Below are 21933 nucleotides of genomic sequence, written 5' to 3'. Positions count from 1 at the left end.
GCGTAAACACCCTCCCCTAAAGGGCAGGGAGAGGGTCGGGCGCTGGACCTCCCCTCGAGGGGGAGGTGGGCGCGTGCGGCCTATTTGTAATCCACCGAGGGTGAAAGCCCTCGCACAACTCGAAGGTGCGTCATGACTGTTCACGTCGCCGTTCTCATGGGCGGATTCTCCTGCGAGCGCGAGGTCTCGCTGCGGTCGGGCGAGGCGAGCGCCAAGGCGCTGGAGAGCGTCGGCTTTCGCGTTTCCCGCGTCGACGTCGGCCGCGACGTCGCTGAGGTTCTGGCCAAGCTTTCGCCCGATGTCGCCTTCAACGCGCTGCACGGCCGCTTCGGAGAAGACGGCGCCATTCAGGGCGTGCTGGAGATTCTCCGCATCCCCTACACGCATTCCGGCGTGCTCGCCTCCTCGCTGGCGATGAAGAAAGACATCGCCAAGAGCGTCATGGCGGCGGCGGGAGTGCCGGTGCCCAGGGGCAGGGTGCTGCATCGCCTCGAGGCCGCCAAGGCCCATGCGCTGGAGCCGCCCTATGTGCTGAAGCCCGTCTCGGAGGGGTCGTCCTTCGGCGTGTTCATCGTCAAGGAGGGGCGCTCGCATCCGCCGCAGGAGCTCGCGGCCGCCGATTGGCGGCATGGCGATTTCATGCTCGCGGAAAATTTCGTCGACGGCCGCGAGCTCACCTGCGCGGTGATGGGCGACCGCCCGCTCGACGTCATCGAGATACTCCCCGTGTCGGAGGACTTCTACGGTTTCGACGCCAAATACGCGAAAGGCGGGTCGAAACACGTGCTTCCGGCGAATCTTAAACAAAATATTTACCAAGAGGTCCAACAGTTGGCCCTCGAGGCTCATCGGGCTCTCGGCTGTCGCGGCGTCAGCCGCGCGGACTTTCGATACGACGATCGCCCCGGAGGCACGGGCGAGCTCGTCGTATTGGAGGTCAACACGCAGCCGGGCATGACCGAGACCTCGCTGGTTCCCGAAATGGCGGCGCATGCCGGATATTCGTTTGGCGAGCTCGTAAGATGGATGGTGGAAGACGCGTCCTGCGATCGTTGAGAGAGCCTGTCGAGGCTCTCTTCGATGTCGCGCATCCGCATTCCGTCCAAGTCGGCGCTGTCCAAGGGGGCTCCTCCCTCCATGCCGGCTCCATCCAGGCCGGCGCCTACGCCGCCCCTTATCCCTCTTCTTCCCAGCCCGCGGAGCGGCGCGCCCGTCCGCAGTCGGCCGCCGCGCCGCATCTCGCCCAGCGCCCGGCGCGCGGTCTCTCGCGACTGGCCGCTCTTCCCGGAGTCGGCGCGACGGCGCTCGCTCTGCTCTTTGGCGGGGTCGGCCTCGCCGGCGTCGTCCAGAACGGCGGCTACGCCGAATTCGTCTCGCGCAATGGCGCGCCGCGCGACATCGTCGCGCGCGCGCTCGGCTTTTCGATCGAGGTCGTCACCATCAGCGGGCTCGGCGAGCTGAGCGAGGGCGACGTGCTCGCCGCCTCCGGCGTCAAGCCGACGCATTCGCTGCTCTTCCTCGACGCCGAGACGATTCGCGAGCGCCTGACGGCGCTGCCGCTCGTCGAGAGCGCGCGCGTGCTGAAGCTCTATCCCGATCGGCTGGTCATAGCGCTCGAGGGGCGGCGGCCCTTCGCGCTCTGGCAGCGCGACGGCAAGCTCTCGGTCGTCGCCGCCGACGGCGTCGTCGTCGACGAGATGCGCGACGAGCGATTCTTGGGCCTGCCCTTCGTCGTCGGCGAGGGCGCGGAGAAGCGGCTCGACGAATATATGCGTCTGCTCGAGGCGGCGGGCGATCTCAAATCGCGCGTTCGCGCCGGCGTGCTCGTCGCGGGGCGGCGCTGGTCGCTGGACATGACGAATGGCGTCGAGGTGAAGCTGCCCGAACGCGAGCCGGAGGCGGCCTTGGCGCTGCTGCAACGACTCCAGCGCGAGGCCAGGATCCTCGACAAGGATGTGATCTCGATCGATTTGCGCGCGTCCGGACGCGTCGCGGTGCGCCTCTCGGAGGAGGCGGTCGCGACGCGCGCGGCCGCGACGACGCGCAATTCACGCAAGGGCGGCCAGACATGAAGTCACATATCTTCCCGCCGCGAATGAAGCAGCTCGGCGCCCGCCGCAGCGCGACCATGGCCGTGCTCGACGTCGGCACGTCGAAGATCGCCTGCATCATCGCGCGGCTGACGCCGGTCGGCGACGGCTCGCCGCGTGGGCGCACGCATCGCGCGCGCGTGCTCGGCATCGGGCACCAGCGCTCGCGCGGCGTGAAAGCCGGCCAGATCGTCGATATGGAGGAGGTCGAGAGCGCGCTGCGCCGCACGGTCGACGCGGCCGAGCGCATGGCCAAATCGCAGATCGACGCGATCATCGTCACCGCCTCGGGCGGCAGGCTCGCCTCGCAGCATTTCGCCGCCAAGACGCGCGTCCACTCCGGCGCCGTCGCGCCGGCCGATGTGCATCGCGTGCTGGAGGCCTCCGCCGCTCATGTGACGGAGCGCGGCCGCGTCGTCGTCCATTCGCTGCCGACCGGCTTCTCGCTCGACGGCTCCTCCGGTATTCGCGAGCCGGCCGGCATGGTCGGCGGCGAGCTCGGCGTCGATCTCCATGTCGCCAGCTGCGATCAGGCGGCGATGCGCAATCTGCTCGTCGCGGTCGAGCGCTGCCACCTCGGCATAGAAGCCGCGGCCGCCGCGCCTTATGTCGCCGGCCTTTCCGTGCTCGAGGCCGATGAGGCGGAGCTCGGCGCCATCGTCATCGACATGGGCGCGGGCGTCACCTCGCTCGCCGTCTTCGCCGGCGGCGCGCTCGCGCATGTCGATGCGGTGACGCTCGGCGGCAATCACATCACCATGGACATCGCCCGCGGCCTCGACTGCCGGCTGAGCGACGCCGAGCGGTTGAAGACGCTCTATGGCGCGGCGATCTCCTCGCCCTCCGACGATCGCGAGACGATCGCCTTCGATCATGTGGGCGACAGCGGCGAGCATCCAGCGCATGCGCCGAAATCGCATCTCGTGCGCATCATTCGGCCGCGCGTCGAGGAGACTTTGGAGTTCCTGCGCGACCGCCTGGCCGCGTCGGGATTTTCCGCCCATGCCGGCCGCCGCGTGGTGCTCACCGGCGGCGCCTGCCTGCTCACCGGCCTGCCGGAGGCGGCGCGGCGCATTCTCGGCGGACAGGTCCGCGTCGGTCGCCCGGCCGGCATAGACGGCCTGCCCGAATCCGCCCGCAGCCCGGCTTTCGCCGCGGCGGTGGGACTGCTCGTCTATCCGCAATTCGCGGGGCGCGAATATTTCGAGCCGCGCCGCGAGGCGGAGGCGCGCGGGACTGGGACCAATGGTTACATCTCTCGGGTCGGACAATGGTTGAGAGACAGTTTTTGAGGATTTCGAGGAACGAGAGCGAGGCGCGCGTCGGCGAAGCGCTCCGGGGACGACAGCCGACGCCCAGTCGCATGAAAATCAGTCGAAAGGTCTGACGATGACGATCAATCTCAAAGCGCCCGAACTTCGGGAATTGAAGCCCCGCATTCTGGTGTGCGGCATCGGCGGCGGCGGGGGCAACGCCGTCAACAACATGATCATGTCGGGCCTTTCGGGCGTGGACTTTCTGATCGCCAACACCGACGCGCAGGCGCTCGCCTCCTCGCGCGCCGAGCGCATCATTCAAATGGGCCTGCAGGTCACCGAAGGCCTCGGCGCCGGCGCCCAGCCGGAAGTCGGCCGCGCCGCGGCGGAAGAGGCCAAGGACGAGATTCGCGAGCACCTCACCGGCGCTCACATGGTCTTCGTCACCGCCGGCATGGGCGGCGGCACCGGCACGGGCGCCGCGCCGGTCATCGCGGCCGTCGCGCGTGAGATGGGCATTCTGACGGTCGGCGTCGTGACCAAGCCCTTCCACTTCGAGGGCGCGCGGCGCCAGCGCATCGCCGAGAGCGGCATCGCCGAGCTTCAGAAGTCGGTCGACACTCTCATCATCATCCCGAATCAGAATCTTTTCCGCATCGCCACGGAGAAGACGACCTTCGCCGACGCTTTCGCCATGGCCGATCAGGTGCTCTATTCGGGCGTCGCCTCGGTCACCGACCTCATGGTCAAGGAAGGCCTCATCAATCTCGACTTCGCCGATGTGCGCTCGATCATGCGCGGCATGGGCAAGGCGATGATGGGCACGGGCGAGGCGACCGGGGAGCGCCGCGCGAGTCTGGCGGCGGAGGCGGCCATCGCCAATCCGCTGCTCGACGAAGTGTCGATGAAGGGCGCCCGCGGCCTGCTCATCTCGATCACCGGCGGCAACGACCTCACCCTCTATGAGGTGGACGAGGCGGCGAGCCGCATCCGCCAAGAGGTGGACGAGGACGCCAATATCATCCTCGGCGCGACCTTCGACTCCTCGCTCGAGGGCGTGGTGCGCGTGTCTGTGGTGGCGACGGGCATCGATCTGCCGAGCACCGCCGCCGAGGACGCCGCCGCCGCGGAAGCCCGCGTGCTGGAGGCCGCCGAGCGTCTGCGCGCCCAGGTGGCGGCGCAGGGCCGTGTCTCTTTCGTCCAGACCATCTCCGAGCCCGCTCCGCAGCCGGCGCCTCAGGCCTATGCGCCCCAAGCCTATGCGCCTCAGGCCTATGCTCCGGAGCCGCAGCCGGCCCCGGTCGAGCGTCCGGTCCAATCCTATTACGGCGAGCAGCAGCCGGCGCCGGCCGCTCAGAACGGCGTCTATCTGGAGCAGGTCGCCGCGACGCGGCCGAGCTATGCGCCGGAGCCCGCTCCGGCGCAGGCCCCGGCGATGGAGGTGCACGAGCCCTATATCCCGCCGGCCGCCGAGCTGCCGCGCATGCGCATGCCGCAGATCGAGGACTTCCCGCGGCCCGTGCAGGAGCAGTATCGCCAGGCGCGCGGCGAGCCCGCCGGCCAAGCGCCGGAGGCCGCCCGCCGCCGGACGCTGCTCGAGCGCCTCGCCTCCTTCGGCGCGAGCCGTCAGGAGGACGCGCTGCAGGGCCCGGCTACGGCCGCGCCGCGTCCGCCGATGCGCCCGCAGGCTCCGCCGCCCTCGCAGAGCCATGCGGAATACGCCAAGCGCCCCGTCGCGCCGGCTCCGCAGCCGGCGCAGGGACACGCCGGGCTCGATCCGCATGGCCGCCGCGTCGCGCCGGTTCGTTCGATCGAGGACGAGCAGCTCGAGATTCCGGCCTTCCTGCGCCGGCAGATCAACAGCTGACGCCGCCGTCCGGCCGCGAAATTTCCGAAAAGGCCCGCTCCGGCGGGCCTTTTCTCGTCCAGGGCCGTTGTAACATTCTGTAAAAAACCGTGACTGGAGCCGCGCCGCGCCGCGGACTATCCTGCGCCGGCGCCGATCGGCCACAATTCTGCGCGCCGCGGCGCGCCGCCCGTCTTCCCCGGGAGTGAAACGGACTTTCATGACCTCGCGTCGACCGACGAGGATGCAGACGACGCTCGGCGCCGCAGCGACGCTCGAAGGCGTCGGCGCGCATAGCGGCCTCGCGTCGCGGCTCGTCCTCGCGCCCGCCGAGGCGGGGTCGGGAATCGTCTTCACGCGGCTCGGACGCGGCGACGGCGAAGACGCGCCGCTGCGGGCTGTGGCGGGCAATGTCACTTCCACCGATCTCTGCATGCGCCTGGGCGCCGGAGCGGCCTCGATCTCGACGATCGAGCATTTGATGGCGGCGCTGCGCGGCCTTTGCGTCGACAATGTCGCGATCGATGTGGACGGGCCCGAGATACCGGCCATGGATGGTTCGGCCGCGGGTTTCGTCGAGGCGATCGAAGAGGCGGGAATCGTTGCGCTGCGCGCGCCGCGCCGCTTTCTCGAGATTCGCGCGCCGGTGCGCGTCGCCGACGGCGCCGCCTGGGCGGAGCTCGCGCCCGCGCCCGCCGGCGGTTTCCATATGGATGTCGAGATTTCCTACGCCGGGGCTCCCATCGGCCGTCAGCGACGGCGGATGCGGCTGACGCCGGCGAGCTTTCGCGCCGAGATCGCGCGGGCGCGCACCTTCGGCTTTCTGTCGGACGCCGAGCGTTTGTGGCGCGAGGGCAGGGCGCTCGGCGCCTCGCTCGACAATACGATCGTCATCGCGAAGGGACGCGCACTCAATCCGCAGGGGCTACGCTTTTCGGACGAATTCGTCCGCCACAAAATGCTGGACGTGCTCGGCGATCTCGCCCTCGCCGGCGCGCCGATCATCGGCGCCTTCCGCTCCTATCGCGGCGGCCATCGGCTCAATCTCGCGCTGGTCGAGGCGCTGCTGGCGACGCCTTCCGCTTTCGCCTTCGTCGGCGGCGAGGACGAAAATCCGAGGGCGCGCCGCCCCGCGGGCGCCTGGGCGCCGCGCTGAGGCGGCTCGGCCCGCGCCCGTGATTCGCGACGATGTGCGAACTCCCCAGAGATGAAGGAGATGCGGCGACTCGCCTCGCTCCGCCTCACTAGAAATCCGCCGTGAACTCGGCTATATGACGAAAAAATTTCTTCCGTTCGCCGTGCAGAAAGCGGCCCGCCCGGCGAATGGATCTTCCGCCGGAGTCCGCCTTTCTATGTCGTTCGACCCGATCAGCCACATTCCTCTGTCGTTTCTCGCCTGGGGCGCGCAAATGGTCGCGTTTCACGGGGTTGGATATGCATTCGAATGGTGCGATTCGACTGGCCGGCTGAAACGTTTCAAGGTGCGCTCGCTCGATCGCATGAGCTATCGCGAGCTGCTGCCGCGCGTGCTGTTCAATCAGACGGCGATTCTGCTGCCCTGCATGCTGGCGATGGAATATTTCGGCCTCGCCTTCGTCGGCGCGCCGCAGCTCTCCTGGACGGCGGCCGTCCTCTCGCTGGTGTGCATGACGATCGGCCATGACGTGGTGCAATATGTCGCGCATCGCCATCTCCTGCATCATCCGGAGCTGATGAGCCGGCTCGGCCATGCGCTGCACCACACGACCGGCGCCAGCAAGGCGATCAGCGCCTGCTATCAGTCCGGCGCGGATTTCTTCTTCGAGATCGTGCTGCCCTATCTGCTGCCTCTGGCGCTCGTCGGCGGCGGCGGAGCGGACGTCGCCTTCCACACCGTCATTCCGGCGCTCGGCGCACTCGGCGGCCTCTATGAGCATTCTGGCTATGATTTCGGCCTCGCCTTCCGCAATCGCCGAGCGACCGGCTGGCGCAGGCGGCTCGACGCCGTGCTCGACCATCTGACCACGAGCATCGCGCACGGCTATCACCACACGCGCGGCAATGTGAGCTTTTCCGACGGATTCGGCAGCCCCGGCCTTTGCGACATGATCTTCGGGACGCGCTGGGATCTCGTGCCCGAGCGCGTGCGGCGAAGGGAGCGGGCGGAGGCGCAGACCGGCTGACAGGCGCGCCGTCGCCTCGACGCCATAATCTCGCCCGATCCGGCACGTCTTCTGGACGCATGGGGACGGCGCGCTCGTCGCATGTTCCCGAGTGGCGCCCTTCGGCGAATTGGGTTAGAGAACGCGAATGCGAACGTCCCGCGAGGCCGAATCCATGTCGAATGCCAGATCGTTCCGACTTTCCGCCGCGCGCGCGGCCCTGGCGGCGGCCCTCGTCGCGGCGCTGCCCTCGGCGCCGGGACGCGCCGATATTCTGGACAGCATCACCAGCGGCTTCGGACTCTTCTCCGGCGAGAAATACAAGACCGAGATCCTGCCGGAGATTCCGGCCGAGGATATCTACAATCAGGGCCTCGCCCGCATGGAGGCGCGCGATTACGAGAACGCCGCCAAGAGGTTCGGCGAGCTCGAGAAGCAATATCCCTTCTCGCAATGGGCCCGCAAAGGCCTTTTGATGCAGACTTTCGCGCAATATCAAAAGCCCGCCTATGACGACGCCGTCGCCTCAGCGCAGCGCTACATCGGCCTCTATCCGACCTCGCCGGATACGCCCTACATGTATTATCTCGCGGGAATGTCCTACTATAATCAGGTTCCGGCGGTGATGCAGGACCAGGAGACGGCGGAGAAGGCGCTGGCCATCTTCACCCAGCTCGTCGAGAAATTCCCGAAATCGGAATATGTGACCGACGTCAAATACAAGATCCAAGTGGCGCGCGACCAGCTCGCCGCCAAGGATATGATGGTCGGCCGCTTCTATCTGACGCGCAAGAATTATGCGGCGGCGGTCAATCGCTTCCACGACGTGCTCGCCAAATATCAGACGACCCGCCACGCCGAGGAGGCGCTGTATCGGTTGACGGAGGCCTATTTCGCCATGGGCGTCGTCAATGAGGCGCAGACGGCGGCGGCCATTCTGGGGCATAATTTCCCCGATTCGTCCTGGTACAAGGACGCGCATTCGCTGCTCGCGACGGGCGGCGTCGCGCCCGAGGAACATCAGGGCTCCTGGCTCTCCAAGATCGGCAAGACGCTCGGCTCCAGCTGAGCGTCCGCATGGGCGAGCCGAGGGGACCGGAAGAGTAGAGCGCGCGCATGCTCGTCCGTTTGTCTATTCGCGATATCGTCCTCATCGACAGGCTCGATCTCGAATTCTCGTCCGGCCTGACCACGCTGACCGGTGAAACCGGCGCCGGCAAATCCATCCTTCTCGACGCTTTCCTGCTGGCATTGGGCGCGCGCGGCGACGCCTCGCTGGTGCGAGCCGGCGAGGAGCAGGGGCAGGTGACGGCGGCCTTCGATCTGCCGCGCGACCATCCGGCCCTCGCCGCGGCGCGCGAGTTCGGCCTCGACGCCGAGGATGAGCTGGTCTTGCGCCGCGTGCAGACCAGCGACGGCCGCACCCGCGCCTTCGTCAACGATCAGCCGGCCAGCGCCCAGGCGCTGCGCGCCATCGGCGCCTCGCTGGTGGAGATTCATTGCCAGCACGATGATCGCGCGCTCGTCGATCCGAGCGCGCATAGAGCGCTCGTCGACGCCCATGGCGCGCTCGGCGAGGCGGCGGCGCAGGTGCGCGAGCTGCATGGCGCCCTGCAGCGCGCGCGCCGCGAGCTTGCGGAGGAGGAGGCCCGCGTCGCCAAGGCGCGCGCCGACGCCGATTATCTGCGCCACGCCAATGAGGAGCTGGAGGCGCTGGCGCCGCAGCCGGGCGAGGAGGCCGCGCTCGCCGAGCGGCGCCAGACCATGCAGCGCTCGGAGAAAGTGGCGGGCGATCTGCGCGACGCGCTCGATGCTTTTTCCGGCGATCATTCGCCCGCCGGCGAGATCGCCTCCGCCGCCCGGCGGCTGGAGCGGCGCGCGACCCAGGCGCCGCAGCTGATCGAGCCGCCGGCCAAGGCGCTCGCCCAGGCGCTGGACGCGCTCTCCCTCGCCGAGCAGGCGCTGGAGCAGGCGCTCCGCGACGCCGATTTCGATCCGCACGAATTGGAGCGCATAGAGGAACGGCTGTTCGCTCTGCGCGGCGCCGCGCGCAAGCATCAGACCAGCGTCGACGCGCTGCCCGCGCTGGCCGAGCGTTTCGCCGCCGATCTCGCCGCGCTGGACGCCGGCGAGGCGCGCATCGTGGCGCTGAGCGAGGCGGTCGCCAAAGCGCAGACCGCCTACGCCAAGGCCGCCGCGAGCCTTTCGGCGGCGCGCCGCGCCGCGGCGAAAAAGCTCGACGCGCTGGTCGAGGGCGAGCTGAAGCCGCTGAAGCTCGAAGGCGCGCGCTTTCGCACCGAGATCGTCAGCGATCCCGAGACGGGCGGGCCGGAGGGTTATGACCGCGTCGAATTCTGGGTGCAGACCAATCCCGGCTCGCGGCCGGGGCCGCTGGTGAAGGTCGCCTCCGGCGGCGAGCTCGCGCGCTTCATGCTGGCGCTGAAAGTCGTGCTGGCCGATCGCGGCTCGGCGCCCACTCTCGTTTTCGACGAGATCGACACCGGCGTCGGCGGCGCGGTGGCCGATGCCATCGGCCAGCGCCTCGCGCGGCTCGCCGAGCGCGCGCAAGTGCTCACCGTCACCCACGCTCCGCAGGTGGCGGCGCGGGCGAGCCGTCATTTGCGCATCGCCAAGAGCGCCGTGAAGGGCGCGGCCGGCAAGGCGCAAGACAGGGTGGCGACGCGCGTCGCCCAGCTCGAGGAGGGGGAGCGGCGCGAGGAGATCGCCCGCATGCTCTCGGGCGCCGCGATCACCGACGAGGCCCGCGCCGCCGCCCGTCGCCTGCTCGAAGGGGCGGGCTAGAGTCTTTGCGTTTGACGCGTTTTCAACGCCGAACCGGCGTCCACTTCGGCTGGAAACGCTTTGAGGCCCCGTACGGATTCGCGCCGATTTGGCGAAAGCTCGATCTCGGGTTAAGAAGCGGTAACCAAATCGGCTCGGGAGGACGAATGAGACTGGCGATTTGCGCGGCGACAGCCGCCTTGGGCTTTGCGCTCGCGGGCTGCAATTCTCCTTCCCCCGAGCGCCAATTCGTCGCCAAAGCGGTGGACGAGCCGTCGCCGCCGCGAGTGAAGCTCTCGCAACGCGAGAAGCTCGACGAGAGCATCTCTCGCTATGCGCTCGCCTATGACATTCCCGAGTCGCTGATCCACGCCGCCGTCCGCCGCGAGAGCAACTATAATCCCGGCGCCAAGCACGGACCCTATTGGGGGTTGATGCAAATCCGCTACGACACTGCGCGCAGCGTCGGCTACAGCGGCCCGGCCAATGGCCTGCTCGACGCCGAGACCAATCTCGCCTACGCCGGCGCCTATCTCGCCAACGCTTTCCGCGTTGCCGGAGGCAACGCGCAGCGGGCGATCCAGCTCTATGCGAAGGGCTTTTATTACGAGGCTAAGCGCAAGGGGCTGCTCGGCCAAATGACGAGCGGGCGCTCCTCCACGGAGGAGAAGAGCGAGCCGGCCGTGGCGGCGGAGCCGGAGCCGCCGGTGACCGTGTTGGCCGCGATCGATATTCCCGCCGGCAAGCATCTCAGGACGACCGCGGAGCCGGAAGTCCAGCCGGCGCCGATCATGACCTCGGCGGAGGCGCAGGCCTCGATCGCGCTGGAGGCGCAGACGGCGCAGCAGTGACCGCCGAGCGTCAAAGAACGTCAGGCCAGCGGCGCGCGCCGTGATAGATGCGCAATATCTGAATGGCCTCGTTCTGCGCGCGATAGGGAATGATGAAGGGGGTTCCCACGACGACGAATTCCCGAGCGCCGAAAACGCGGCCGGGACGTCCGATGTGGGGAGCGCTGGGAAGCGTCGTTTCGATCGCCTCGACGAGATGTGAGGCGACCCGTCGGGCGGCGCCAGGATTATCGCGAGCGATATAGGCTCGGATCGCCGCCAGATCGCCGAGCGCTTTTCGCGACCAGACGATTTTCATGGAGCGGGTGTTTCATCCGCTGTGTCCCACGACTCCACCCACTTCCGCACGTCCTCATGTGGGATCGCCTCGCCCGCGTCGACAGCTCGGATCGCTGCGCGAATTCCCTCGACTTGCCATTCATTGGCGTCGAGAAATTGCGTGATCGCTTCCGACGCGAGGAAAGAACGACTGCGGCCGGTGCTCTCCGCGAGCTTCTCCAGGCGCTCCTTGGTCGTCGCGTCGACGCGGACCGTGAAGGTTTCGCTCGTTTGTGTTTTCATGTACACATCCTATCGCGAATGTGAATTCAGGCAAGCGCGCCGACGCCGTAGAGTTCCAATTCGTCGTTTTCCAGGCCTCCCCCTCGCATTGCCTCCCGCGTCGCGCTGGCCTAAGACAGCCTTCCGCCCTTTTCGTCACCAGCCCGCGCCGATGCGAGACGACGCTTTGCCCAAGATTGAGACCGAGACGCTCGCCGATCTGCGCGACGAGATCGACCGCATCGATCGTGAGATGCACGAGCTCTTGATGTGTCGCGGCGAGATCATCGATCGCCTGATCGCGGTGAAGGGCCAGACCGGCGCCTCCGCCTTTCGCCCCGATCGCGAGGCGCGGATGATGCGCGGGCTGGTCTCGCGCCATGGGGGCCTGCTGCCGGTCGATACGGTCGAGGGCATATGGCGCATCATCGTCTCGACCTTCACCTATATGCAGGCCGAATACAGCGTCCATGCCGATGATTCCGGCGGCGACGCCGCCATGCGCGACAGCGCACGCTTCCACTTCGGCTTCACCGTGCCTTATGTCACCCATCACGGCGCCGGGGCCGTTGTCGCGGCCGTAGCGGCGTCGAAGGGCGATCTCGGCATGTTGCGCTCCGCCGGCGCGCAGGAGGAGGGCGCCTGGTGGGCGCGCCTCATCGGCGCCGACGCGCCCAAGATCATCGCGCGCCTGCCCTTCGTCGAGCGGCCGAACCATCCGGCCGGCCTGCCTGTGCTGATCGTCGCCAAGCCGCTCGCCGAGGCCGCCTCGCAGGATATCGCGCTCTATGCGCTCTCGCTGCCGAAATGGCATCATGGAGCGCCGGCGGCGATCGATGCGCTCGCCGGCGAGATTCTCGCCACCGCGCCGCATGCCGGGGAATTGTCGCTGCTCGTCGCCGCGCCCGGCCATGTGAGCGCCGCACAATTCGTGGAAGGACTGGCGCGCGCCGGCGTCGGCCCTGTGAGCGCCGCGCTGGTCGGCAGCCATGCGGCGCGCTTCGAATTGGACACGGCCCGCAGCGGCGTTTTTGCCCCGAGGAGTTGACGAGATGACGAAACCTGTCGTGCGTCGAAACGTGCTGGCGATCGACGCTTACGTGCCCGGCAAGAGCGCCGCTCCCGGCGCCGCGCGCGTCTTCAAGCTCTCGGCCAATGAGACGCCGCTCGGGCCGTCTCCCAAGGCCGTCGAGGCGCTGCGCGCGCTCGCGCCCAAGATCGCCGCCTATCCCGACGGCTCGGCGACGCGATTGCGGCAGGCGATCGGCGCGGCGCATGGGCTCGATCCCGAGCGCATCGTCTGCGGCGCCGGCTCCGACGATATTCTGGCGCTGCTCGCGCACGCCTTTGTCGGCGAGGGCGACGAGGGAATCTATACGCAATATGGGTTCTTGGAATATCGCATCGTCATTCTGGCTGCGGGCGGCGTTCCCGTCATCGCGCCGGAGACGAATTACCGAGCGAGCGTCGACGCGATTTTGGAGAAGGTGACGGAGCGCACGAAGATCGTCTTCGTCGCCAATCCCAACAATCCGACCGGAACCTATCTGCCGAAATCGGAAATCCTTCGGCTCGCCGACGCGTTGCCGGCGCATGTCGTGCTCGTCATCGACGCCGCCTATGCGGAATATGCGCAGCGCGAGGATTATTCCGCGGCGCTGGAGCTCGCCGCGACGCGCGACAATGTGGTGACGACGCGCACCTTCTCGAAAATCTATGGCCTCGCGGGATTGCGCCTGGGCTGGGGTTATGGCTCCGCGCATATCGTCGATGCGCTGAACCGTCTTCGTGGCCCCTTCAATGTCAGCAGCGCGGCGATCGAGGCGGGCATAGAGGCCGTGCAGGACAAAGCGCATCTCGAGGCGGCGATCGCTCACAATGAGCGCTGGCTGCCGTTTCTGACGCGCGAGATCGAGGCGCTGGGCCTCGAGGTTCTGCCGAGCGTCGCCAATTTCATCGCCATTCGCTTTCCGGACGAGGCGGGGCGCACGGCGGCGGACGCCGATCGTTTCCTCACCTCGCGCGGGCTGGTGCTGCGCGCGATCGGCGCCTATGGCATGCCGCAGTTTCTACGGCTGACGATCGGCTCGGAAGAGGCCAATCGCCTCGTCGTCGAGGCGCTCGGCGAATTCACCGCCTCATGGCGCGCGGCGCCGCGGGCCGCGCATGGCTGACGCGCGCGCGCCGATCTTCGACAAGGTCGCGCTGATCGGCCTCGGCCTCATCGGCTCGTCGATCGCGCGCGGCATTCGCACCTATGGCGCGGCGAAGCGCATAGCGGCGAGCGATTCCTCGGCCGATGTGGTCGCGCGGGTGCGCGAATTGGCGATCGCCGACGAGGTCACGCAGAATGTGGCGGAGGCGGCGAAGGGCGCCGATCTCGTCATTCTCTGCGTGCCGGTCGGCGCCTGCGGCGAGGTTGCGCGCGCGCTCGCGCCGCATTTGGCGCCGGGCGCGATTCTCTCCGACGTCGGCTCGGTGAAAGCGGCCATCGTCGCGCAGGTCGCGCCGCATGTTCCTGCGGGCGTTCATTTCATTCCTGCGCATCCGATCGCCGGAACGGAATATTCCGGGCCGGACGCCGGCTTTGCGACTCTGTTTCAAAATCGCTGGTGCATTCTGACGCCGCCCGATGGCGCGGAGGCCGAGGCGATGAGAAAGCTCTCGGCCTTTTGGACGCGGCTCGGCGCCAATGTCGAGACGATGAGCGCGTCGCATCACGATCTCGTGCTCGCGGTGACGAGCCATCTGCCGCATCTCATCGCCTACAACATCGTCGGCACGGCCGCCGATCTCGAGGAGGTCACGCAGTCGGAGGTCATCAAATTCTCGGCGAGCGGCTTTCGTGATTTCACGCGCATCGCCGCCTCCGATCCGACCATGTGGCGCGACATTTTCCTCAACAATAAAGACGCCGTGCTGGAGATGCTCGGCCGCTTCGACGAGGATTTGACGGCGCTGCGCCGCCTGATCCGCACGGGCGACGGCGACGGGCTGTTCACGCTCTTCACGCGCACGCGCGCGATCCGCCGCAGCATCATAGAGCAAGGGCAGGACACGGCGGCGCCGGACTTCGGCCGCGCGGCGCCGCGCGAGGAGTGATGCGGTTCTGGCTGAAGGTTCGGCGCATTCCCTCTCTCCCCGCGTGCCTATCGCATGCACTCTCGAAAGCCACCAAGGCCGTCATGGCCGGGCTCGTCCCGGCCATCCACGCCAAGCGGCCGAGACATCGTCGGAAAGCGCCCGCGATCTGCGGATTTCTCAATTTTCGCGTTGGCTGCGTCGTCGCGGGCCCCGGTCACAGAGACTGTTGCCCCAACTATGGCGTCACGCGCAATTCTGGCAGAATCCTCAGCGTTTAGGCGTGGATGGCCGGGACGAGCCCGGCCATGACGGCCTACTGGAAATGTGTGATATGACTCCCTTAGCCCCGCGTGCGGGAAGAAGGAAGGCGGCGACGCTGTGCGAGCCTAGCGGCCGACGCGCGTCGAGCCGATCACGCACAGGCGCTCAGCCGACCGCAACATCACATTTGGAATGTCACATGGCCGCGCTCGTCGATCGGCCACGAGGGATTCCAGGCGATCTCCCACGCATGGTCGTCGGGATCGGCGACATAGCCGCGGAAACCGCCATGCGGCGGCGCGTCCGCCGGCCGCAATATCGCGCCGCCAGCTTCGGTCAGCCGCTTCATGACCGTTTCGACATCGTCTTTGTGCGGAACATTATGCGCCAGCGAGAAGGCTCCGGGCGTCGCGAGGCCGAAGCGGTTCATGTCCTCTTCGAGCGAGGCTTTCAGAAAGGCGCCGAGAACGAAGCCATTCATCTGGTAGAAGATGATTTGCGGGTTCTCGAAAACGGGCTTCCAACCGAAGCCGTCGACATAGAAACGACGTGAGCGCTCCAGATCGGAGACGCCGAGCGTGATGACGGACATTTGCTGTTGCATTCCACGACCTCATTGTCCGCCGGCGCGGGCTCGCGCCGCCTAAATCAGCCCCATCACCTGCAGCGCGTCGGCTATCTCCTCGCGCCGCCTCTCGACCGCCGCCTCGCCTTCGCGCACGGCTTCTTCGGTGCGGTCGAATTCGAGCAGGCCGATATGGCCGACGCGCGGCGTGATGTGAACGTCCGGCGGATCGCCGGCGAGGCGCGAGCGCGTCAAACGGTCCTGCATGATGCTGAGCGATGTCGTCATCACGCCGAAAATGCTCGGCCGATCCGGATCGCGGCGGAACACGCCGCGCGTCAACGTCTCGGTGAGCGAGAAGGCGAAGGGCTTTTGTCGCTCCTGCAGCAGAGTGACCGGATCGAAGCCCATGGTCGAAGGAATGCGCGCGGCGTCGCGCGACTTGCCGATGATGTCGGTGTTGAGATTGACGGCGATGACGAGCTCCGCGCCGAGCGCGCGGCAGGCGGCGACGGGCAGCGGATCGACGAGCGCGCCGTCGGCGAGCCAGCGCCCTTCGACCTCCATCGGCGGGAACAGGCCCGGCAAGGAAAAGGAGGCGCGCAGCGCTTCGGAGAGATCGCCCTTTTGCAGCCAGATCTCATGGCCGGTGACGAGATCGGTGGCGACCGCCACGAAAGGCGTCGGCAGCGTCTCGACGCGCAACGGCCCGACTGCGTTGCGCAGCTCCATCAGCAGCCGATCGCCCTTGATGAGGCCGCCATAGCCGAGCTGGAGATCGAGATAGGAGACGATCTTGCGCTTGTTGAGCGAATTCGCCCAGATTTCCAATTCGTCGAGCTTGCCGGCCAGGAAGCAGCCGCCGACGAGCGCGCCGGCCGAGGTTCCGGCGACGACGTCGAAAGTGACGCCCATGCGCGAGAGCGCGCGCAATGCGCCGATATGCGCCCAGCCGCGCGCCATGCCGGAGCTGAGCGCCAGTCCGATCTTGCGCCTGCCGAGCGGATGCTCGTCCGTCTTCGGCCTGTCCGTCGCTTGGTCCGCCATCGCCGCTCCGGCTCTTTTCTTCGCCCCCCGCAATTCACATATCACTATTCGCCGCCTTCGGGAGGCGCGATGGCAAAGGTCTCGCTGTCGCGACGCGCGGCGCGAGGGGAGGGCGATGAGCTCCGAGACGATCGGATATGATCGCTATCGCGTGATGGTCGAAGCCTCGCCGGCGGCGATCCTCATCGTGGGCGCCGACGGGCTCGTTCTTTACGCCAATCGCGAGACGGAGCGGCTGTTCGGCTATGCGCGTGAGGAATTGGTCGGCCGCTCGGTCGATCTGCTCACGCCGGCGGTGATCCGGCGCCGCCACGCCGCCTTCCGCAGGATGTATTACGCCGAGCCCTGCCGCCGCTTGATGGGCGTCGGTCGTGAGATCAGGGCGCGGCGCCGCGACGGCGGCGAATTTCCGGTCGAGATCGGGCTCGCGCCGCTGGTCACGGAGCGCGGCCTGCTCGTCACCGCGACCATTCTCGACATGAGCGAGCGGCGCCAGGCGGAGCAGGCCTTCGCCGCGAGCGTCGCCGAATTGGAGCGGGCGAATGAGCGGCTCGTGCAATTCGCCTATGTGGCGTCGCTCGATCTGCAGCAGCCGCTGGCCGAGATCGCCGCGCAATCGACGCGGCTCGAGGCCGCGATGGCGGCGGGCGAATGCGACGCGATCAGGCAGGCGAGCGCGCGCATGCGCCATGCGGCGATCGGCGCGCGCAAGCTCGTCGAGGATCTGCTCACCTATGCGCGAACCATCTATGGCGATCAGCAATTGGAGGTGCTCGAGCTGCGCGAGGAAGTGCAGTTCTCGCTCGCCGAGCTCGCGCAGTCGATCGCGGCCGGCGAGACCAGGCTCGAGGTCGATATTCCCGCCGCGGCCTTCCTCGGCGATCGCGCGCAATTCGCCTGCCTGATGCAGAATGTCGTCGCCAATGCGATCAAATATCGCAAGCCCGGCCGGCCGGCCGAGGTGACGATCGCCGCGACGCTCGAGGAGGGCGCGATTCACCTGTCGATCGTCGACAAGGGCGTCGGCTTCGCGCAGGAATTCGCGCAGCACATCTTCGAGCCCTTCAGCCGGCCCGAGAGCGATGTGGAATATGCCGGCACGGGCATAGAGCTGGCGATCTGCAAATCGATCGCGGATCGCCATGGCTGGGAGATTTCGGTGGAGTCGCGGCCGGGCGATGGGACGGCTTTTCGCTTCGCGATTCCGACGCTGTTCGCGCCGACTCTGTGAGGCCTTCTCCCACGCGAGGGAGAAGCCGGCCTCGCGAAGCGGGGCCGGATGAGGGCCGCCGCGATTCGTGACGTCCTTTTGGCGGACAGGGGTCGACCCCGGTCATGCTGCTGGGGCCCATCCGACCCTCGCTGACGCGAGGGCTACCTTCTCCCGCAGGCGGGAGAAAGAGTGCGCGAGCCTTTTTTGATTCAGCCCAGGCGTGAGGCCGCTTCGCGCAGATGGGCGAAAGCGTCGCGCGCGGCGTCGGCGATGGCCTCCGGGCCGCGCTTGCCGCGCATGCGCGGCTCCTTGGGCGCTTCCCGGCGCATCAGCCGCGGCTGAGCGAGATGCGGCGCCACGCCCTCGCGCATCACCGCGCGGCGCAGCGGCCCCAGCGCCGTCATGGCGATGAAGCCCGCGCCGCGAATGAGGTCGATGGGCAGATAGGGAATGATCAGCGAGCGATTGAGCAAATCGACGCCATGGGTGCGGAAGCCGATATCGGCGCGTCGATGCAGCTCATAGCGCGTGAGCCCGCGCGCGAGCTCCTTGGGATTGCGCAGATCGACGCTGGCGAGGCAGTCCTCGAGATCGGCGACGTCGCGCAGGCTGAGATTGAGCCCCTGCGCGCCGATCGGTGGAAACACATGGCAGGTCTCGCCCACGAGCGCGAGCCGCGGCCCCGTCAGCCGCGACACTTGCAGCCCGCCCATGCGAAACTCGCCTATGCCGCTCTCGATCGTGATGGAGCCGAGCTTCTCGCGCGAATAATCCTCCATCTCGTATTGCAGCTCGTCGCGCGGCTTGGCGAGGCGGCGCTTGGCGTCGCGCGGGCTCATCAGCCAGACGAGGCTGGAGCGATGTTCCGCGCCCTCGCGCGGCGGCAGCGGCACCAGGGTGAAGGGGCCCGAGCGCGTGTGAAATTCGGTCGAGATATTGTCGTGCGGCAGCTCGTGGCGCAGCAGAGCGGTGAGGGCGACCTGTGGATAGGTCCATTCCTTCGTGTCTATGCCGGCGGCGGCGCGCGCCTTGCTGCCGCGGCCGTCCGAGGCCACGATGAAATCGGCCTCTATGCGGCGCCCGTCGGCGAGGATCGCAGCGGCGCCGTCCTCCTCGAATTCATAATCGACGATGTCGCTCTCGACGATCTCGAAGCTCTGCGCGGCGCGGGCGTGCTCGAGCAGAATGGCGGTCAGCTCGTCATTGGAGACGTTGAGCCCGAAGGCGGGCAGATCGATCTCCTCCGACCGCATCACGAGATCTGGCACGGGGAAGAGCTGGTCGGTGTCGTCGACCATTTGGATCGTCTCGATCGGGCAGGCGGCCGCGCGCACCTTGTCGAGCACGCCGATCGAATCGAGGAAACGCAGCGACGCCTCGAACAGCGCGATGGTGCGGCCGGGCAGGGGCGGCGGAAAGCGCCCGGCGAGCGTCACGCGCCAGCCGGCATTGGCGAAGGCGAGGGCGGCGGCGATGCCCGTGGAGCCGGCCCCGGCGACGAGGATCTGCGTGTCGATCGCGGGGTTCGCCCCCGCCAGTGTCTCGGCCATGTGCTTCGTCTCCGTTTCGGAAATCCTTCTACACCATGGGGAGAGGAAGGCGAAGCCGCCCGCCGGCGGCTTTCCGCCGCGTTCAGAAAATCTGTTGCCTTTGTCGCGAGCGTCGATCCATGGTCGTATTCGACGTGGATTTTTTTGCGACGCGAAGTCATTCGGAGAAGATCATGGTGAAGGCCATACGCATTTACGAGACGGGCGGGCCGCAGGTTCTGCGCTATGAGGAGATCGAGCTTCCCGCGCCGGGGCCCGGCGAGGCGCAGATCGTGCAGAAGGCGATCGGCGTCAATTATATCGACGTCTATCTGCGCAGCGGCTCCTATCCCGCCGATCTTCCTTTCGTTCCGGGCTATGAGGGCGCGGGCGAGGTCGTCGCGCTCGGCGAGGGCGTCGACGAGGTCGAGATCGGCGATCGTGTCGCCTATGTCGGGCCGCTCGGCGGCTATGCCGAGGCGCGCAATATTCCCGCCGCCGCGCTGGTGAGGCTGCCGAAGTCCTTTTCCTTCGAGACCGGCGCCTCGATGATGCTCAAAGGACTCACCGCGCAATATCTGCTTCGCCGCACGCATAAGGTGAAGGAGGGCGATCGCATGCTCGTGCATGCGGGCGCAGGCGGCGTCGGCCAATTGCTCTGCCAATGGGCGAGCGCGCTCGGCGCGCATGTGATCGCCACCGTCGGCGATGAGGAGAAGGCGAAAATCGCCAGAGAAGCCGGCGCGGAACATACGATTCTCTATCGCAGCGAGGATTTCGCCGCGGCGGTGCGCGAGATCACCGGCGGAAAGCTCTGCGACGTCGTCTATGACGGCGTCGGACGCGCGACCTTTCCCGCCTCGCTCGATTGTCTGAAGCCCTTCGGACTCTTCGTGAGCTTTGGCTCCGCGTCGGGCAAGATCGAGGCTTTCGACATTAATCTCCTGTCGCAAAAGGGCTCGCTCTTCGCGACGCGTCCCTCTCTCTTCGCCCATATCGCGCGGCGCAAAGACCTCGTGAAGATGACGGAGGAGGTGGTGCGGGCGATCAAAAAGGGCGTCTTGCGGCTCGAGCGGCCGACGCTCTATCGGCTGGAGGACGCGGCGCGCGCCCATGCCGATCTCGAGGCGCGGCGTACCACGGGCGCGCTCGTGCTGGTCCCGTGAGCGACGCGTCGACCATTGGCCACAAAATATTCACATGTGTGATATTTTTGACACAGCCGCGCCGCGGCGCCCTCGGTCGCAGAATTTAGGGGATTGAATTTGCGGGCGCTGCCGAATCGCTCCGATCGGCCCCGCCCGCTCGGGCGGCGCTCGAACGTGGCCGTGTGGGCGCTCGCCGCGGCGAAGCCTGGACAAATGCGACCTTTTATGCCGGGCGCGGCGGCGCGGAATCGGATAGGCTCTCCAATTGTTCCGGCTTCGAGGTTCCTCCCACCTCCCGATGGGCCGGGGCCTACTCTCAAAACCCGGCGTTCTCGCCGGGTTTTTTTCTGCCCTCCCGTGTGACGCCGGCCGTCTTCCTGTCGCTTTTCTTCATTATCTCCCAATAACTTATGTCGCGATCTGGCCGCGACGGGGAGGGTGAGAGCGCAGCCTTCGCCGGGCGCTCGCGCATCTGCGCGGTTGCATTCGGGGCCAAAACGGCACATCTTGAGACACGCGGCGCCAGCGCCGCGAAGCATGAGGGTCGCAACGCTGACGACAAGTCTCCCCGGGGTGGCGCGCGCGCCGTCTCCTCCGGCTTCCGGGCCGATTGGCCAGATCGCCGGCTCCATTCTCCGCAATGTCCTCACGAGCCTCGACGACTCCAAGGCAGAGGACGTCATCTCCATCGATCTGCGCGGCAAGACGTCGATCGCCGATGACATGGTCATCGCGACCGGCCGCTCGACCACGCATGTCGGCGCCATCGCCGACAGAGTGCTCAAAGCCTGCAAAGAGGCCGGTCTCGTCGCTCCGCGCGTCGAGGGGCTGCCGCAGTGCGATTGGGTGCTGATCGACGCGGGCGACGTCATCGTCCACATTTTCAGGCCCGAGGTGCGTCAGTTCTACAACCTCGAGAAAATGTGGGGCGGCGCGCGGCCGAGCGAGCTGCGCGCGGTATAAGCGCCGCCCGAAGGGGCGAAACGAGACAGGACGGCGTTCGTCGCGAGCGAATGTCCGTAAGGGGACATGCGTCTCGGAATTCTCTGTGTCGGGCGGCTCAAGGCCGGCCCGGAGCGCGATCTCTACGCGCGATACGCCGCCCGCGTCGCGGCGATGCGAAATCTCGGGCTCACGGGGCTCGATCTCCTGGAAATCGACGAGAGCCGGGCGCGCAATCCGGTCGAGCGCATGGCGCAGGAGGGCGAAAGCCTGCTCGCCGCTCTGCCTGCGGGCGCGAAGCTCACCGTCTTCGACGAGCGCGGGACATCCGCGAGCAGCTCCGATTTCGCGGCGCTCGTCGAGAGCGAGCGCGATAGAGGAACGAAATCGCTCTGGTTCGCGATCGGCGGCTCGGAGGGCTTGGCGCCCGTGGTGCGGGAGAAGGCGGGCGCGGTCTTCTCCTTCGGGCGCATGACGCTGCCGCATCAGATCGTGCGTATTCTCGTCGCCGAACAGATTTATCGGGCGACGACGATTCTCTCCGGCCATCCCTATCATCGGGCGTGAGGCGCGCTTCGTGTCGGATTTTTCACCACGAAGACGCCAAGGACACGAAGATTGCATCCGCGTGGCGGCGAG

Annotated in this window: 21 protein-coding genes; 16 read left to right on the top strand and 5 right to left on the bottom strand. The window is 67.3% G+C overall.

Annotation, left to right across the window (positions count from 1 at the left end; all coding sequences use genetic code 11):
- Window positions 1-132 precede the first annotated feature (132 nt).
- The 9 genes from IY145_RS22070 to IY145_RS22030 all read left to right on the top strand — a co-directional run bounded on the left by IY145_RS22070 (window position 133) and on the right by IY145_RS22030 (window position 10965).
- Window positions 133-1056: a D-alanine--D-alanine ligase gene (locus IY145_RS22070; RefSeq protein ID WP_196410157.1), complete on the top strand. Its 924-nt coding sequence runs from the start codon at window positions 133-135 to the stop codon at window positions 1054-1056.
- Window positions 1053-2072, top strand: a complete 1020-nt coding sequence (locus IY145_RS22065) for a cell division protein FtsQ/DivIB (protein ID WP_246722151.1) — start codon at window positions 1053-1055, stop codon at window positions 2070-2072. The genes IY145_RS22070 and IY145_RS22065 overlap by 4 nt, the downstream gene beginning before the upstream one ends.
- The gene (gene ftsA / locus IY145_RS22060; protein ID WP_196410155.1) at window positions 2069-3382 is read left to right on the top strand and encodes a cell division protein FtsA; all 1314 of its coding nucleotides are present in this window, start codon (window positions 2069-2071) and stop codon (window positions 3380-3382) included. The genes IY145_RS22065 and ftsA overlap by 4 nt, the downstream gene beginning before the upstream one ends.
- Before the next feature lie 97 nt (window positions 3383-3479).
- Complete coding sequence (gene ftsZ, locus IY145_RS22055; protein ID WP_196410154.1) at window positions 3480-5213, top strand: cell division protein FtsZ; 1734 nt, start codon at window positions 3480-3482, stop codon at window positions 5211-5213.
- A 199-nt stretch (window positions 5214-5412) separates the two neighbouring features.
- Window positions 5413-6348, top strand: a complete 936-nt coding sequence (lpxC, locus tag IY145_RS22050) for a UDP-3-O-acyl-N-acetylglucosamine deacetylase (RefSeq protein ID WP_246722150.1) — start codon at window positions 5413-5415, stop codon at window positions 6346-6348.
- 196 nt (window positions 6349-6544) lie between these two features.
- A complete protein-coding gene (locus IY145_RS22045; RefSeq protein WP_196410153.1) occupies window positions 6545-7354 on the top strand; it encodes a sterol desaturase family protein in 810 nt (269 codons plus the stop codon).
- 154 nt (window positions 7355-7508) lie between these two features.
- Window positions 7509-8402 (top strand): outer membrane protein assembly factor BamD, encoded by an 894-nt coding sequence (locus tag IY145_RS22040; protein ID WP_196410152.1) that lies wholly within the window; start codon window positions 7509-7511, stop codon window positions 8400-8402.
- 47 nt (window positions 8403-8449) lie between these two features.
- Complete coding sequence (gene recN, locus IY145_RS22035; RefSeq protein WP_196410151.1) at window positions 8450-10135, top strand: DNA repair protein RecN; 1686 nt, start codon at window positions 8450-8452, stop codon at window positions 10133-10135.
- A gap of 146 nt (window positions 10136-10281) precedes the next feature.
- Complete coding sequence (locus IY145_RS22030; RefSeq protein ID WP_196410150.1) at window positions 10282-10965, top strand: lytic transglycosylase domain-containing protein; 684 nt, start codon at window positions 10282-10284, stop codon at window positions 10963-10965.
- A gap of 10 nt (window positions 10966-10975) precedes the next feature.
- On the opposite strand, the gene IY145_RS22025 is transcribed toward IY145_RS22030, so the two are convergent.
- Window positions 10976-11263, bottom strand: a complete 288-nt coding sequence (locus IY145_RS22025) for a type II toxin-antitoxin system RelE/ParE family toxin (protein WP_196410149.1) — start codon at window positions 11261-11263, stop codon at window positions 10976-10978.
- Complete coding sequence (locus IY145_RS22020; RefSeq protein ID WP_196410148.1) at window positions 11260-11526, bottom strand: CopG family ribbon-helix-helix protein; 267 nt, start codon at window positions 11524-11526, stop codon at window positions 11260-11262. Before IY145_RS22020 ends, IY145_RS22025 begins: the two co-directional genes overlap by 4 nt.
- Before the next feature lie 151 nt (window positions 11527-11677).
- Between IY145_RS22020 and IY145_RS22015 the strand changes: the two genes are divergently transcribed.
- The 3 genes from IY145_RS22015 to IY145_RS22005 are packed head-to-tail and all read left to right on the top strand — an operon-like array spanning window position 11678 to window position 14607.
- Entirely contained in the window at window positions 11678-12553 is an 876-nt protein-coding gene (locus tag IY145_RS22015; RefSeq protein ID WP_196410147.1) for a chorismate mutase, read from the top strand.
- Between the two features lie 4 nt (window positions 12554-12557).
- Window positions 12558-13679 (top strand): histidinol-phosphate transaminase, encoded by a 1122-nt coding sequence (gene hisC / locus IY145_RS22010; protein ID WP_196410146.1) that lies wholly within the window; start codon window positions 12558-12560, stop codon window positions 13677-13679.
- Window positions 13672-14607: a prephenate/arogenate dehydrogenase family protein gene (locus IY145_RS22005; RefSeq protein WP_196410145.1), complete on the top strand. Its 936-nt coding sequence runs from the start codon at window positions 13672-13674 to the stop codon at window positions 14605-14607. The genes hisC and IY145_RS22005 overlap by 8 nt, the downstream gene beginning before the upstream one ends.
- A gap of 424 nt (window positions 14608-15031) precedes the next feature.
- On the opposite strand, the gene IY145_RS22000 is transcribed toward IY145_RS22005, so the two are convergent.
- On the bottom strand, window positions 15032-15454 hold the full coding sequence (locus tag IY145_RS22000; protein ID WP_196410144.1) for a VOC family protein: 423 nt from the start codon (window positions 15452-15454) through the stop codon (window positions 15032-15034).
- Window positions 15455-15493: 39 nt separating this feature from the next.
- Window positions 15494-16462 carry a patatin-like phospholipase family protein gene (locus IY145_RS21995; RefSeq protein ID WP_196410143.1) on the bottom strand — a complete coding sequence of 323 codons (969 nt, stop codon included), beginning with the start codon at window positions 16460-16462 and terminating at the stop codon, window positions 15494-15496.
- Between the two features lie 115 nt (window positions 16463-16577).
- On the opposite strand from IY145_RS21995, the gene IY145_RS21990 reads away from it, so the two are divergent.
- Window positions 16578-17693, top strand: a complete 1116-nt coding sequence (locus IY145_RS21990; protein ID WP_196410142.1) for an ATP-binding protein — start codon at window positions 16578-16580, stop codon at window positions 17691-17693.
- Window positions 17694-17884: 191 nt separating this feature from the next.
- On the opposite strand, the gene IY145_RS21985 is transcribed toward IY145_RS21990, so the two are convergent.
- Window positions 17885-19225, bottom strand: coding sequence for an FAD-dependent monooxygenase (locus IY145_RS21985; protein ID WP_196410141.1), 1341 nt, complete (start codon window positions 19223-19225; stop codon window positions 17885-17887).
- A gap of 173 nt (window positions 19226-19398) precedes the next feature.
- Between IY145_RS21985 and IY145_RS21980 the strand changes: the two genes are divergently transcribed.
- The 3 genes from IY145_RS21980 (at window position 19399) to rlmH (ending at window position 21861) form a co-directional block, all read left to right on the top strand.
- Entirely contained in the window at window positions 19399-20370 is a 972-nt protein-coding gene (locus IY145_RS21980) for a quinone oxidoreductase (RefSeq protein ID WP_196410669.1), read from the top strand.
- A gap of 519 nt (window positions 20371-20889) precedes the next feature.
- Complete coding sequence (gene rsfS / locus IY145_RS21975; protein WP_196410140.1) at window positions 20890-21315, top strand: ribosome silencing factor; 426 nt, start codon at window positions 20890-20892, stop codon at window positions 21313-21315.
- Window positions 21316-21381: 66 nt separating this feature from the next.
- The gene (gene rlmH / locus IY145_RS21970; RefSeq protein WP_196410139.1) at window positions 21382-21861 is read left to right on the top strand and encodes a 23S rRNA (pseudouridine(1915)-N(3))-methyltransferase RlmH; all 480 of its coding nucleotides are present in this window, start codon (window positions 21382-21384) and stop codon (window positions 21859-21861) included.
- Window positions 21862-21933 lie beyond the last annotated feature (72 nt).

The sequence above is a fragment of the Methylosinus sp. H3A genome (assembly GCF_015709455.1).
Taxonomy (GTDB): domain Bacteria; phylum Pseudomonadota; class Alphaproteobacteria; order Rhizobiales; family Beijerinckiaceae; genus Methylosinus.
This window is presented reverse-complemented; position numbering and strand designations above follow the sequence as displayed.